The 14,603-nt window shown below is 70.9% G+C and carries 9 protein-coding genes; 2 read left to right on the forward strand and 7 right to left on the reverse strand.

Features of this window, described 5'->3' with window-relative positions:
• Nucleotides 1-78 precede the first annotated feature (78 nt).
• Complete coding sequence (locus tag IF99_RS0120415) at nt 79-615, forward strand: TerD family protein (protein WP_030998045.1); 537 nt, start codon at nt 79-81, stop codon at nt 613-615.
• Between the two features lie 377 nt (nt 616-992).
• Here the strand turns inward: IF99_RS0120415 and IF99_RS0120420 are convergent, their stop codons facing one another.
• The 3 genes from IF99_RS0120420 to nrdR form a co-directional block, all read right to left on the reverse strand.
• Nucleotides 993-1,367: an integrase gene (locus IF99_RS0120420; protein WP_234340780.1), complete on the reverse strand. Its 375-nt coding sequence runs from the start codon at nt 1,365-1,367 to the stop codon at nt 993-995.
• A 643-nt stretch (nt 1,368-2,010) separates the two neighbouring features.
• On the reverse strand, nt 2,011-4,893 hold the full coding sequence (locus IF99_RS0120425; RefSeq protein WP_030998047.1) for a vitamin B12-dependent ribonucleotide reductase: 2,883 nt from the start codon (nt 4,891-4,893) through the stop codon (nt 2,011-2,013).
• A gap of 446 nt (nt 4,894-5,339) precedes the next feature.
• Complete coding sequence (gene nrdR / locus IF99_RS0120430) at nt 5,340-5,816, reverse strand: transcriptional regulator NrdR (protein ID WP_037827236.1); 477 nt, start codon at nt 5,814-5,816, stop codon at nt 5,340-5,342.
• Between the two features lie 811 nt (nt 5,817-6,627).
• Between nrdR and lexA the strand changes: the two genes are divergently transcribed.
• Nucleotides 6,628-7,416, forward strand: coding sequence for a transcriptional repressor LexA (gene lexA / locus IF99_RS0120435; protein WP_030998049.1), 789 nt, complete (start codon nt 6,628-6,630; stop codon nt 7,414-7,416).
• A 338-nt stretch (nt 7,417-7,754) separates the two neighbouring features.
• On the opposite strand, the gene IF99_RS0120440 is transcribed toward lexA, so the two are convergent.
• The 4 genes from IF99_RS0120440 to IF99_RS0120455 form a co-directional block, all read right to left on the reverse strand.
• Nucleotides 7,755-9,851: an ATP-dependent DNA helicase gene (locus IF99_RS0120440; RefSeq protein ID WP_030998050.1), complete on the reverse strand. Its 2,097-nt coding sequence runs from the start codon at nt 9,849-9,851 to the stop codon at nt 7,755-7,757.
• Nucleotides 9,852-9,959: 108 nt separating this feature from the next.
• The gene (locus tag IF99_RS0120445) at nt 9,960-12,053 is read right to left on the reverse strand and encodes an IucA/IucC family protein (protein WP_030998051.1); all 2,094 of its coding nucleotides are present in this window, start codon (nt 12,051-12,053) and stop codon (nt 9,960-9,962) included.
• 207 nt (nt 12,054-12,260) lie between these two features.
• A complete protein-coding gene (locus IF99_RS0120450) occupies nt 12,261-12,977 on the reverse strand; it encodes a GNAT family N-acetyltransferase (protein ID WP_030998052.1) in 717 nt (238 codons plus the stop codon).
• 113 nt (nt 12,978-13,090) lie between these two features.
• Nucleotides 13,091-14,603: IucA/IucC family protein (locus IF99_RS0120455; RefSeq protein WP_030998053.1), on the reverse strand; the 1,513-nt coding region annotated here is incomplete at its 5' end.

The raw sequence follows: 14,603 nt of genomic DNA on the forward strand, positions 1-14,603 counted from the left end.
TGCATGTGGCCGACCGCTTATCTGACTGGGCGTCAGGCGAGCGGTCGCATCCTCCGTCCCGAGCGAAGGGAAGGCCCGATGGAGAGCTTGAGCAAGGGACTCACAAAGGTCGAGGTCGCCCTCAAATGGGACCCCAGCCCGCATGGCGCCCCCGGGATGGACCTGGATCTCGTCGCAGCGGTGTTCACGCTGAGGGACCCGCACGGCGCACCGGCCTATGTCGTGTACTTCGACCACCGCGCCCCTGACGGCACGATCACACTCAACCGCGACAGCCGTACGGGCCAGGGCCTGGGCTTCGACGAGGTCATGGTCCTGGAGCTGAACCGGCTTTCCGAGGCATACGGCAGGGTCGCGATCGGCGTGGTGATCCAGCAGAACGGCGGACACCGCACCTTCGCGGACGTGCGCGAACCGGGCATCCGACTGCGCGAAGGGTACGAGGAGCTCGGCCCGGTGGACTTCACGAACGTGGCGGGCGCGACGGCCGCGGTAGTGGCCGAGTTCCGGCGCGGAGAGGAGGGCACGTGGGGCTACCGGCCGACGGTACAGGGGTACGACACCGAACTGCCTGACTTCCTGACACTGCTACGCGGCAAGCCCGAGGCCAGCTGATCGAGGAGCTGGACACCGGTTTCCCAAAGGCCAGTGTCGGGGGTGCTGCCGCTCCAGCGATACCCGGAAAGCCTGCCATGGGAGCGCTCCCGGACGCCGCGAGATGATCTAGGACGCGCCACACCGAGCCCCGCGTTGCTTCGCGCCTGCCCCTGTCACCCTTTCGAAGGAGGATTCGAGCGCAGGACCGTTTCGGCGGATTTTTCGCTGGCAGGATTGCTCTCACGAGGCCCGCTGCACCACCGCGGACGTTGAAACCTTCGCCGTGGACATGGCCTCGTACGCCCCGGGGGGAGCCGGCCTGGCCGACTCTTCTCCTCCCGGGGTTCTTGGTCCCGCTCCGCGGTCGTCCCTTTCCCGCCAGTGAGCCGACGCTCTCACTCCGGCGGAATCGGTACGGGCACACGGCCGAACTTCTCCTGGCACTCCCGCAGCCACGCGTGCCGGGGATCGGTCACGTACTCCAGGAAAAGCCGCAGCGCGAGCCGGTACGTGCTGATGGTGGAGAGCCCGATGGGACGCTGGGCGGTGCGGAGGTGGGCGGAGAGCAGGTGGTCGAGGAAGGCGTCGGCCTGCCCCGGTTCCCACTCCCAGGGATAGCGGTCGGTGTAGACCGCGAAGCGATAGACGAGGTCCAGTCGCGACTGGACGGTGTACGACGGCAGGGAGCCCGCCCGTTGCTGGCGTGTCCAGCCGTCCAGCATCGCTTCGAAAACCGGCTGGGCATGCGGGCTGTGGGCTGCAGTCGTCACGACGCGCACAACGCGCGAGAGCGGGCGTGGTTACGCCCGGGAAGAGGAGGGACACGCGAAAGGAGACACCAGCGGGTGAAGGGCTGACCTGCTGGTACTACAAAGAGGCGGGCAAAAGGGTGAGAGCCCAGGGGCACAGCTACTCCCCGGCGGAAGCTGCGGGTCGCGGGGACGGCCGCCCTCAGGAAGAACGAGGCGGGCATACGAACGAGGCGCGGCACCGGACCTTCCCCGGCGCGGCGGCCCGGTCGAGTCGAGCGCCACAAGCCGACAAGCCCACTCGGCCAAGACAGCGCACAGGGAGCACGGCTCAGCCGGCGAGCAGGCTCCCCTGCGACTGGGACCCGTCCTCTGGGGTGCGCGTCCTCCCAGAGGACGCGCACCGGCCGCTCCCAGAGCAGCCCTACCGGCAGCCCCTCCCGAGCGGCCTCGTACGGTACAGCGTCGACCGTAAGCGGGCCGCCGGGGAGCGGCAGGGAAGCGAAGAGCCCGCGCCCCTCCGGGGCCATCGCATGCCGGAGGGGCCGTCCCCCAGGGACGGCCCCTCTCTCACCCTCGCGCCGCGTCACACACGGTGCGTCGCGCACACCGATTTCCGCGCCAGGCGCTCACGCCCGGGCCGCGACGTGCGCCAGTCGTGGCGTCAGCTGCACCCGCTCGTCGAGCCGCAGCCCTCGCAGATGTAGCAGGAGCCGGCGCGCTGCATCTTCGTGCCGCAGGAGAGGCAGAGCGGGGCATCGGCGCTGATACCCAGTTGCATCTCGACCAGTTCGGCGGAGGTGTGGGCCTCGCGCGGGGCCGGAGTGGTGGCCTCGTCGGTGCCCGTCACGACCGTCGTCTTCTTCTGGACCGGTGCGGACTGGGCCAACGTCTCGGTGTCGGACTCCTCTTCCGCCGGTTCGTAGGAACCGGTGTCGAGGTGGCGTTGGCGCTCTTCGGCGGAGTGGATACCGAGAGCGGAGCGCGTCTCGAAGGGCAGGAAGTCCAGGGCCAGGCGCCGGAAGATGTAGTCGACGATGGACTGTGCCAGGCGTACGTCCGGGTCATCGGTCATACCGGCCGGCTCGAAGCGCATGTTGGTGAACTTCGAGACGTACGTCTCCAGCGGCACGCCGTACTGGAGACCCACCGAGACGGCGATGGAGAAGGCGTCCATCATGCCCGCCAGGGTCGAACCCTGCTTGGACATCTTGAGGAAGACCTCGCCGAGACCGTCGTCGGGGTAGGAGTTGGCGGTCATGTAGCCCTCGGCGCCGCCCACCGTGAAGGAGGTGGTGATGCCGGGCCGGCCCTTGGGGAGGCGCTTGCGCACCGGGCGGTACTCGACGACCTTCTCGACCGCCGCCCGGATGGTCTCCTCGGACTTCTCGGCGATCTCGGCCTTCTTCTCCTCCTTCTTCTTGGCGGAGAGAGGCTGGCCGACCTTGCAGTTGTCGCGGTAGATCGCGAGGGCCTTGATGCCGAGCTTCCACGCCTCGAAGTAGATCTCCTCGACCTCTTCGACGGTGGCCGACTCGGGCATGTTGACCGTCTTGGAGATGGCACCGGAGATCCACGGCTGGATCGCCGCCATCATCCGCACGTGACCCATGGGCGAGATGGCGCGGTCGCCCATGGCGCAGTCGAAGACCTCGTAGTGCTCGGTCTTGAGCGCGGGCGCGTCGACGACGTTCCCGTTCTCGGCGATGTGCGCGACGATCGCCTCGATCTGCTCCTCCTGGTAGCCCAGGCGGCGCAGGGCCTGCGGGACGGTGCCGTTGACGATCTGCATCGAGCCGCCGCCGACGAGCTTCTTGAACTTGACCAGGGCGAGGTCGGGCTCGACACCGGTGGTGTCGCACGACATGGCCAGGCCGATGGTGCCCGTCGGGGCGAGCACGCTCGCCTGCGCGTTGCGGAAACCGTTCTTCTCGCCGATGCGGAGGACGTCCTGCCACGCTTCGGTGGCCGCCGCCCAGACCGGGGTGTCGAGATCGTCCATGCGGACGGCGACACCGTTGGCGTCGGCGTGCTGCTTCATAACGCGCTTGTGAGCCGTGGCGTTACGGGCGTAGCCCTCGTACGGGCCGACGACCGCGGCGAGTTCGGCGGAACGGCGGTAGGCCGTGCCGGTCATGAGGGAGGTGATGGCACCGGCGAGCGCACGACCGCCCTCGGAGTCGTAGGCGTGGCCGGTCGCCATGAGGAGGGCGCCCAGGTTGGCGTAGCCGATCCCGAGCTGGCGGAAGGCGCGGGTGTTCTCGCCGATCTTCTCGGTGGGGAAGTCGGCGAAGCAGATGGAGATGTCCATCGCGGTGATGACCAGCTCGACGAGCTTGGCGAAGCGCTCGATGTCGAAGGACTGGTTGCCCTTGCCGTCGTCCTTGAGGAACTTCATGAGGTTGAGCGAGGCCAGGTTGCACGAGGTGTTGTCCAGGTGCATGTACTCGCTGCACGGGTTCGAGCCATTGATGCGGCCGGACTCGGGGCAGGTGTGCCAGTTGTTGATGGTGTCGTCGTACTGGATGCCGGGGTCGGCGCAGGCCCAGGCGGCTTCGGCCATCTTCCGGAAGAGGCTCTTCGCCTCGACCTCCTCGATGACCTCGCCGGTGAGGCGGGAGCGCAGGCCGAACTTCCCGGCGGTCTCGACGGCCGTCATGAACTCGTCGTTGACGCGGACGGAGTTGTTGGCGTTCTGGTACTGGACGGAGGTGATGTCATCTCCGCCGAGGTCCATGTCGAAGCCCGCGTCGCGCAGGGCGCGGATCTTCTCCTCCTCCTTGACCTTGGTCTCGATGAAGCTCTCCACGTCCGGGTGGTCGACATCGAGGATGACCATCTTGGCCGCGCGGCGCGTGGCCCCGCCGGACTTGATGGTGCCGGCCGAGGCGTCGGCGCCGCGCATGAAGGAGACGGGGCCCGAGGCGTTGCCGCCGGAGGTGAGGAGTTCCTTGGAGGAGCGGATGCGGGAGAGGTTGAGGCCCGCGCCCGAACCGCCCTTGAAGATCATCCCCTCTTCCTTGTACCAGTTCAGGATCGACTCCATGGAGTCGTCCACGGAGAGGATGAAGCAGGCGGAGACCTGCTGCGGCTGAGGCGTGCCGACGTTGAACCAGACCGGGGAGTTGAAGCTGAAAATCTGGTGGAGGAGCGCGTAGGCGAGTTCGTGCTCGAAGATCTCGGCGTCCGCCGGGGAGGCGAAGTACTGATTCTCCTCGCCGGACTTCCGGTAGGTCTTCACGATGCGGTCGATGAGCTGCTTGAGCCCGGTCTCGCGCTGCGGGGTGCCGAGGGCCCCACGGAAGTACTTGCTGGTGACGATGTTGACCGCGTTGACCGACCAGAAGTCGGGGAACTCGACGTCACGCTGTTCGAAGTTGATCGAACCGTCGCGCCAGTTGGTCATGACGACGTCACGGAGCTCCCAGCTCACCTCGTCGTAGGGGTGGACCCCCGGCGTGGTGTGGATGCGCTCGACCTTGAGCCCCTTGCCCGCCTTGGTGTTCTTGCGGGTCCCGCGTGCCGGACCACTCGCCGTCTCTGTCATGCCGCCTCCTCGTACCAGGCTTCAACGCCTCATAGCGCCTCAGACTTCCGTCCTGGCGCGGTTTTCTCCGCATTCCCCGGGGCCTCCCGGGGATCATGGGTCCCACGCGTCGCCCACCGTCGGGACGACGCGCACAGGCCCGACCTGGTGCGGAACGCCAGTGAGACGCTCCAACACCGCTCCCGGGCTTCTTCGCTCGCCCGGGCCCCCGCTTTTCGTTTCTCACCGCGCGCGTGTCCCTCCCCTAAGGAGAGGCGATGCACGCTCGGCCGCGCCCCATCACTAGGGGCGCGAGCTTCGATGCAACTACTCAAAGACCTGCTTCGACCACAAAGGGTGACTCAGCTGGCGCGACGGCACCCTACGGGGGCACCGCCACATCCGGCCTCGTCGCTACTCCAGGAGACTCGGCTACGCCGCGTGAGGGTGGCTGTTCAGGCGTGCACTCACTCGCGCACGCCCGCCGGGGTGGGAACCTCGGGACGCACGCGTAGCTCGGCGATGGCCGTCTCGAAGTCCTCCAGCGAGTCGAACGCCCGGTACACGGACGCGAACCGCAGATAAGCGACGAGATCCAGCTCCTGAAGCGGTCCCAGTATGGCGAGACCGACATCGTGAGTACTCAGCTCCGCGTTGCCCGTCGCTCGCAGTGCCTCTTCGACCCGCTGACCGAGCAGGGCCAGGGCGTCTTCCGTGACGGGGCGACCCTGGCACGCCTTGCGCACTCCGTTGATCACCTTCGTGCGGCTGAAGGGCTCCGTGACACCACTCCGCTTGATCACCATCAGTGAGCAGGACTCGACGGTGGTGAATCGGCGGGTGCAGTCCGGACACTGTCGGCGACGGCGGATGGCCGCCCCGTCATCAGTGGTCCGGCTGTCCACGACCCGACTGTCCGGATGCCTGCAGAAGGGACAGTGCACGGGACTTCCCACCCTCCAAGACGACGCGACACTCTGCGCTCACCAGGAACTTGAGCCCCTGGAAGCAGCCCCCAGCATAGGTGATGCCGGAGCCGGTCAGACACCCGGACCACAAGTTCTAGGTTGTGCCACACGGTCGACCACTAGATCTAGGGCCTCGGGTGGCCCCCGCGACGGAAGACAGCCCCCGCGTGTCGCGCCGTCGGCACGGGCCGGGGCAGCCAACGGGCGCGGCGCGCGGGGCCGAGGGGAAGGCTTCCGGCCCAGACGCCCTGCGCGCCCGGCCGCTGCGCCTGCGGTCCCGTCCGGTGGGCGACCGGACGGGAGGAACCACGCGCGCCACCGGGACGCGCACGGAGTGTGACGTTCGGGTGGATGCCCAGTGCGGTGCGAGCGTACGTCGCGCGCGCCGCGCGACGAGGTCGGGGGTGCCCCAGCCAAGGGCAGGGATGGGTGACAAACTAGGGGCGCCCTTTTCGTCCGGGAGCACCAGCGCGGACGAGGAGCAGGAAACGACCGTTTTCGTCAACGCACCACGCCCCGATCCCCACCCCTTCTCGCGCGTCACGCGCTCGGCGCCGCCTCAAGCCGCCTCAAGTGTTCGAGTACGGGCCTTGGTGAAAGGCCCGCAGCGCAGCACCCAGTTCACGCAATCCCCTTTTACCCACACGAAATAGCCCCGCCTCTATACACCTCAAGCCCCGTTCTCGACAGGTAAGTACGGTTTTTTCACTCGAACGTGTGTTTGGCGCAACCTTTCGAAAGCCACTACCGTTGTGCTGCCAGGGAGACCATTCGAGAGGGGCCCAATGTGACCACCACAGCCGACAGTGCCACCATCACTGCCCAGGACCGCTCCCAGGGACGATTCCAGCCGGCCCGGGCGCTCGGCAATGAGGGCGCCACGCACCAGGAGGGCGGCAAGCCCGCGCGCTCACTCCCAGGACGACCGCCCGGCATCCGGGCGGACAGCACCGGACTGACCGACCGGCAACGACGGGTCATCGAGGTGATCAGGGATTCGGTGCAGCGACGGGGCTATCCGCCGTCGATGCGCGAGATCGGCCAGGCGGTCGGGCTCTCCAGCACCTCCTCCGTGGCGCACCAGCTCATGGCCCTGGAACGCAAGGGCTTTCTGCGGCGCGACCCGCACCGCCCCCGCGCCTACGAGGTACGCGGCTCGGACCAGCCCAGCCCGCAGCCCGCCGACACCACCGGCAAACCCGCCGCCTCCTACGTTCCCCTGGTCGGCCGGATCGCGGCCGGCGGTCCGATCCTCGCCGAGGAGTCCGTCGAGGACGTCTTTCCTCTCCCGCGGCAACTGGTGGGCGACGGCGAGCTGTTCGTCCTCAAAGTGGTCGGCGACTCCATGATCGAGGCGGCGATCTGTGACGGCGACTGGGTCACCGTGCGGCGCCAGCCCGTGGCCGAGAACGGCGACATCGTGGCCGCGATGCTCGACGGCGAGGCGACGGTGAAGCGGTTCAAGCGCGAGGACGGCCACGTCTGGCTGCTCCCGCACAACGCCGCGTACCAGCCCATCCCGGGCGATGAGGCGACCATCCTCGGCAAGGTCGTCGCCGTCCTGCGGCGTATCTGACCACTACCCCCGGGGCAGGCATCCGCACTGCCTCCTTCAGCAGGGCCCTGAGACTCACTGCGCCGGTCTCGGGGCCCGTCGCGCGCACGCGGCGGGGAAGCGGAAGCCCCGCAGTCCGCCCCCCGCTGCCGGATATCCGAGCGCGCGAGGCGGGCAGACGGCCTGAGGAAGGCCGACGCACGGCCGGGCCATGACGTCGGCGCACTGGCGGACGGGCTCACGCTACCGAGGTGGCTGACGGCCGGGCCCCGTACGCTCCCCAGCTCCGCACGTCTCCCGTGCGGGTGCACGCGCGCGGAGGCATCCGCCCAGCCCTCTCCGAGCCCGCAGGGCGGGCCTCACCCGTCCGTGCCAGCGCCCACCTGCTCGCCCGAACCCAGCCCCAGCCCCGGCTCCGCCTCCACAGCCGCAGCCGCAGCCGCAGCCGCAGCGACCGTCGTTGCCGTCTCGGTCGTCGCCGCCTTCGCGGCCGCGTCGATCGCCGCGAGGGAGCGGCGGACCTGGTTGCGGTCGTTCGTGTACCAGAAATCGGGGAGCGAGGCCCGCAGGTAGCTCCCGTACCTGGCCGTCGCGAGACGCGGGTCGAGCACCGCGACCACGCCCTTGTCCCCCGTGGCCCGCACGAGACGGCCCGCGCCCTGGGCCATCAGCAGAGCCGCGTGCGTCGCGGCGACCGCCATGAAGCCGTTGCCCCCGTTCTGCTCCACGGCCTTCTGCCTCGCGCTCATCAGCGGATCGTCGGGGCGCGGGAAGGGAATCCGGTCCATCACGACGAGCTGGCAGCTCGGCCCCGGCACATCCACGCCCTGCCACAGGGACAGCGTGCCGAAGAGGCAGGTGCGCGGGTCCTCGGCGAAGGCCCGGATCAGCTCACCGAGGGTCTCCTCGCCCTGGAGGAGCACAGGGACGTCGAGCCGGGAGCGCAGTTCCTCGGCCGCCGCCTGCGCGCCGCGCATCGAGGAGAAGAGCCCCAGCGTCCGACCGCCCGCGGCCTCGACCAGTTCGGTCAGCTCGTCGAACATGTCCGTGCGCGTGCCTTCGCGCCCGGGCGGGGAGAGGTGGCGCGCCACGTAGAGGATGCCCTGCTTGCGGTACTCGAAGGGCGAGCCGACGTCGATGCCCTTCCAGACCGGCAGTTCGTCCGTCTCCGGGGCCCCCGAGCCCGCCACCCCCTCCGGGGCGAGGCCGAGCGAGGCTCCGACCCCGTTGAAGTCCCCGCCCAGCTTGAGCGTCGCCGAGGTCAGCGTCACCGAGCGGTCGGCGAAGAGCTTCTCGCGCAGCAGCCCCGAGACCGACAGCGGCGCGACCCGCAACGAGGCGCCGAAGCGGTCGTGGCGCTCGCACCACAGCACGTCGTACTCGGAGAGTCCGGTCATCCGCTCGGCCACCCCGTGCACGGACTCGACGGAGGCGAGAGCCTGCTTGCGTACCGCGTCCTCGTCCTGCACCGAGCGATCGCGGGTGTTGCCGATGGCGGTGATCACCTGCCGGGCCGCGTCGCGGAGCGCGGCGAGCGCGTAGCCGAGATCGTCGGGCAGCGCTTCGAGCCGCCCCGGCAGCGCCAGCTCCATGACCCGCTCGAAGCCCTCGGCTGCGGCCTGGAAGGCGTCGGCGACCTTCTCGTCGACGAGCTTCGCGGCACGGCGGGCGGCCCTGTTGACCTGGTTCGGGTTCAGCTCACCGGTGGCGACGTTCGTGACGCGGCCGACGAGTTCGTGCGCCTCGTCGACGATGAGGACCTCGTGCGAGGGGAGCACGGGGGCGCCCTCGATGGCGTCGATCGCGAGGAGCGCGTGGTTGGTGACGACGACGTCGGCGAGCTTCGCGCGTTCGCGCGCCGTCTCCGCGAAGCACTCGGCACCGTAGGCGCACCGGCTCGCCCCGAGGCACTCGCGCGAGGAGACGGAGACCTGCGCCCAGGCGCGGTCGGAGACACCGGGGCTCAGACCGTCGCGGTCGCCCGTCTCGGTCTCGTCCGCCCAGTCCCGCAGCCGCAGGAGGTCCTGCCCGAGCTTGCTGGACGGGGCCGCCGCCTCGAACTGGTCGAAGAGCGCCTCCTCCTCGTCCTTCGGCATGCCCTCGTGGAGGCGGTGCAGGCAGAGGTAGTTGGAGCGGCCCTTGAGCATCGCGTACTCGGGACGGCGACGCAGGACGGGGTGCAGGGCCTCGACCGTACGCGGCAGGTCGCGCTCCACCAACTGGCGCTGGAGCGCCAGCGTGGCCGTCGCGACGACCACCCGCTCCCCGTGCGCCAGCGCGGGCACCAGGTAGCCGAGCGACTTCCCGGTGCCGGTGCCGGCCTGGACAAGGAGGTGGGAACCGTCGTCGATGGCCGCTTCGACCGCCTCGGCCATGGCCACCTGGCCCGGCCGTTCGGTGCCGCCCACGGCGGCGACGGCGGCGTGCAGGAGCTCGGGGAGTGAGGGCTTCGTCATAGCCAGACCACCCTACGACGCGGCACCGACAGCTCCCGCCGCTCCGTCCACAGGCCCGGTCCCCTCATGCGAGCGCCCCTGTCCGAGGGTGTCCTCTCCCGTCGCGCCTCATTCGGCCTTCGTCCCGCGCCCCCACCTCGCCTGGGGCCGGAACGCGCCCCCGTGCAGCGGGTTCGCCACGATGCCGTGCACCGCCGCGTGGGGGCGCTCGGAGCGGTCCCGGTAGCCGTCGAGGTGGAGGCGGTTGCGGTTGAGGCAGAGCCGCTCGATCTCGGGGCCGAGGAGTTCGAAGAGCTCGTAGCGCTCCTTCAGCTCGGGGAAGCGCGCCTGGTAGGCGAGGACCTCGGCGCGGACGAGGCCCCAGAAGTCCTCGTCGGGGACGCCGAGCTGGGTGCGGCACAGCGGCGCGAGGTAGCGGAAGACGCCGACGAAGAGACCGGAATGGATGAACTGCGGGAGGAAGGAGGGCTCTTCGGTGAGCAGGATGTCGCGCACCTCCGCGGGCATGTCCTCGTGCTCCGGAAGCGGTCGCGCGCTGAGGTTGACGTCGTCCACGAAGTCCTTGACCGCGAGTCTCGTGGGAATGTCGCGAGCGTCGAAGACGACGATCGCGTTCTCGCCGTGCGGCGAGAACACCGTGCCGTGGCGGTAGAGGAAGTGCAGGAGCGGCGGCAGCAGGGCGTCGAAGAGACGATGCAGCCAGTCGTGCGGCGCGAGCCCCGAGCGCGCGACGAGTTCGGCGACGAAGGCGCGCCCGTCGCGGTCCACCTGCAGGAGAGAGGCGAGGGTCCGCGCGCGTTCGCCCTTGTCGAGCAGCGGGGCGAGCGGTTCGCGCCAGATCGCGCCGAGGAGTTCCTTGTACTGGTATGGGACCTCGGGCAGCGCGTCGTAGAGGGGGTGGCGCACGGCGACGGAGGCGACCTCGCCGAGCAGGATCACGCGGCATTCCTCCCGCAGGTAGGGATCGCGGTCGCGTACGGACTGCACCCAGGCCGTGACGGCGGGCGCGGCGATCGTGCGGCGGGTCGGCAGCCCGCGCCAGACCAGGGTGTTGAGCACGGAGAGCGGCAGCTTGACCGTGTGCCGAGCGGGGTCGTCCAGGTTGAGGAAGGTGCGGATGGACTGCTGAGGGAGGCGCCGGGCGCCGTCCGAGGGCAGCGGTATCAGGTCACCGGCGGCGACGCCCGCGGCGTGCAGGGGCAGCACGGTGCTGTCCCACTGCCAGGGGTGCACGGGCAGGTAGAGGTAGTCGGCGGGGTCGAGGCCGCGCCCGGTCACGACCGCGTCGAAGGACTCGCGCACGGCGGGCGCGAGTTCGGTGGCGTAGAGCTGCTCGGGCGTGTCGAGGCCGGGGACGCCGCGGTAGGTGGCGAGGTGCCTGCGGACCGCGAGCCACGGCAGGCGTGCCTCGGCGCGGCCCTCGGGGGCCCAGCGCGCGGCGTCGGATGCGCTGAAGCCCATGCGGCCTTTGTTCAGGACGATCCAGGGGTGCCCCGTCTGGTGGCCCTCCAGTTCCGCGTACCCGAGTTCGGCGAGGTCCGCGCTGGTCAGGGCGGTGTGGAGGAGGCGCGCGTCGGCGGCGAGCGTCGCGTTCAGCTCGCGCAGCAGGTGGCCGAGTGTCGCGCCGTCGAGCCCGAGGACGTGGCGGGCGCGGACGAGGAAGTCGAGCGGGTCGGTGGCGGGGTACGGGGCGGTGGGGGTGCGGTCGTCGCCGGGTCCCCCAGCGCCCGCGGTCTCCTCGGCGCTTCCTGGGCCGAGACGCAGGCTCTCGGGTTCGACCTCCCAGTGGCCGTAGGCGCTGCGGGCGGCGCGGAAGAGAAGCGCACTCTCCCCCACGGTCTCCCCCGTCTCGCCCCCGCCGTCCCGCACCGCTCCGTCCTGGGCCGTCCCGTCCCTTTCCGCTCCCTCCCGCGACGTCCCCTCCGGCCGCCCCAGCGGCAACCGGTACGCGCGGTGGTGGAAGGGGACGTCGGGCGCTTCCGGATCTTCCGGGCGGGGCTCGAAGAGGCCCTCGTACGAGAATTCCGCGACCATCTTGGCGAGCAGTCGCTTCCCGGCCTCGCGCCACAGCTCGGGGGTCAGCTCGGCCGGGGCGAAGAGCCCGTGCTGCGGGGGGCCCTCGGGGGCGGTGAGGGGCGGGAGCGCGGGCCCGGTGGGCTCGTCGGCGGGTGTCCGGGGACGCGGTGCGGGGAGGTTCTGCACGAAGGGCTCCTTCGGTGGCGACCGGTGTGCGGACGTGCGCGGGTACGGCGGGAAGCGCAGGCGTACGCGGGAAGGACGGCGACGCGCGCGGGCCGGGTTCGGGCGGCGCGCCGCGGGAGGTGCGTACCGCTCCCGGGTACCCGCGTCGCGAGAGAGAGTGCGGGCGGGCAGCGTGGCGCGGGAGGAGAGCGGCGGGGCGCGTAGGTGTCAGGCGGGAGGCGTCGGCGCGCGGTCCCTGATCATCAGGGCGGCGCGTTTGTCGGGCAGCTCCAGCTCGCGGTCCTTGCGGTAGTCGGCGCGCAGGAACGCGGCGACGGAGCGGACGTTGCGCACGTCCGGTTCGGCGAGGACGCGGGTGGTGCGCGGGCAGTGCGCCAGGATCAGCGAGGTGACGGCGCGCAGCAGCCCCGTGCCGACGCCGCGGCCCCGGTCCGTGCCGCCGCCGAGGAGCAGGTGGACGCCGATGTCGTGCGGGCGCGCCGAGTAGTACGGGGTGAGGACGTCGTGATCGGCGCGGTAGATCTCCCAGTAGCTCATCGGCCGCCCGTCGAGCAGTCCGAGGCACGGCACGCTGCGGCCGTCGCCCTCGATCTGGGGGCGGACGTGCGCCTCCGTCACGTCGGGCGGGCCCGCGAGTTCCCAGAAGGCGGCCACTGCGGGGTCGTTCATCCACCCCGTGAGCAAGGCGAGGTCACGCGGCAGCGTGACGGGCCGCAACCGGAAGAGGCCGTGGGGCGTGGGCACGGGCGCCCAGTCGCCGGGCGGGGTGTCGGCGGCCGAAGTGTCGCCAGGCGGCGTCGCGTCCTCGGGGGGCGGGCCGGGGCATTCGGCCCTGGCTATGCCGGAAGCCGGCGCCTCGCCGCCCTCGGCGGCGCCGGGCGCGGGTGATGCGGCCCCCGCGAGGGGGGTGTCCGCTATGGGCATGGGTGCACTCCTCGGTTCGGTGGCGGTACGGGACGGGCTCGGCGGTACGGGTACGGGGCGGGCGGAACGGTGCGGCGCGGGGCCGGGTGGGTGAGGCCCGGCCCCGCGTGCGCTCAGGAGCTGTGCAGCGGGTTGCGGAAACGGACGTATACGGACTGGGTGTCGACGGGGCCGACGAGTTCGTCGAGGCCGTGCAGCCGCGTGAGCAGGTTCGCCTTGCAGCGCAGGACCGGGCTGTCGAGCAGCAGGGTGGGCAGCCGGGAGCCGAGGGCCTCGGGGCCGCGCGCGGCTTCGGTGAGGAAGCCGCGCAGCGCGGCGAGGAGCAGGTGTTCGTCGGCGAGGCCCTGGGAGCCGAGGGCCCCGACGAGGCCGAGGATGTTGTTGATGGCGAGGTAGTAGGTGAAGCGCTCGTCGGTCACGTCGTCGGGGACGAACGTGTCGCTCTGCGTACCGATGCCCGGCAGCCGTCGCTCCAGCGCCTCGCGGTACGCGTCGCGGAAGTAGTAGCCCTGATTGTCCCGGTACCTGCCGCCGCTCGGCCAGCCGTCGGCGTCGAGCAGGACGACGGTGTTCTGCTGGTGCGCCTCCAGGGCGACGCCCGCGTGCCCGTCGAGCCAGAGGATGGGGCGAACGACGCGCTCCAGGTAGCGCAGGAACCACTCGGTGGCGACGGTGCCGCGTGGCCTGCCGGTGCGCTGGGCGAGCCGGGTGACCAGCTCGCTGAGCCGGGAGCGCATGGGCTGCTGGGCCTGCGAGCCGTGCGCGAGGAGCCCGCTCGGCTCGGCGGGACGCCCGCCGATCGGGGGCAGGGGGCGCGGCGAGACGAGCCCGGCGAGGCAGGCGGCGTCGGTCGCCGGGGTGAAGGGGTTGTGGCGGATCATGACGTCCACGCCGCGCAGCGGTTCGCCGTCCGGGCCGTCGACGGCGATCCACGCCGGGTCGCGCACGATGTCGAAGCCGGGGTGGGCGGCATGCCACTCGGCGCCGAGCCCGGTGCGGAGCAGGCGGTGGACCTCGACACCGCGGTGGAGTTCCTTGCGGAGGTTCTCGCGGCGCGAGTTGGTGATACGCAGGCCGAGCGAGAGCTTGAGCATCGCCGGGGCCTCGGCGCGGTAGACGGTGCGTACCGAGGAGGTGGGCGACCACGCTTCCCCGTGCGGGCCGAGCGGCGTGAGCAGCCCCGCCTCGACCAGCGCCTGAGCCTCCGGACGCTGGGCGAGGTCCCGGGCCTGCCAGGGGTGCAGGGGCAGCGCGACGGTGCTGGGCGGGAGGGTGAGCCCCGGGCCCGCCAGGCGCTCGGTGAGCTGTCCCGCCGAAACGGTCCTGCCGCGCTCGGTCCAGGCCGAGTCGGTGGCGAGGACGTCCTTGTGCACGGCCAGCCAGTGGAGCGGGAAGGCACCGCGCAGTTCGGGCGAGTAGAGCCGCGACTCCGCCTCGCTGAGTCCCTGCCTGCTCTTGGGAGTGGGGTGGAGCGGGTGGCCGAGGAGCAGGGCCTGCTCCGCAGCGAGGAAGGGGGTGGGCGAGTCCTCGGCGTGGCGGCGGCGGAAGGAGAGGAAGACGGCCGTACGGCGTACGGAGTCCCTGACCCGTGCCACGAGGTCGTCGTCGGGGGCGGGCGGGGCCTGC

Source organism: Streptomyces sp. NRRL F-5630 (assembly GCF_000719475.1).
Classification (GTDB): Bacteria; Actinomycetota; Actinomycetes; order Streptomycetales; family Streptomycetaceae; genus Streptomyces.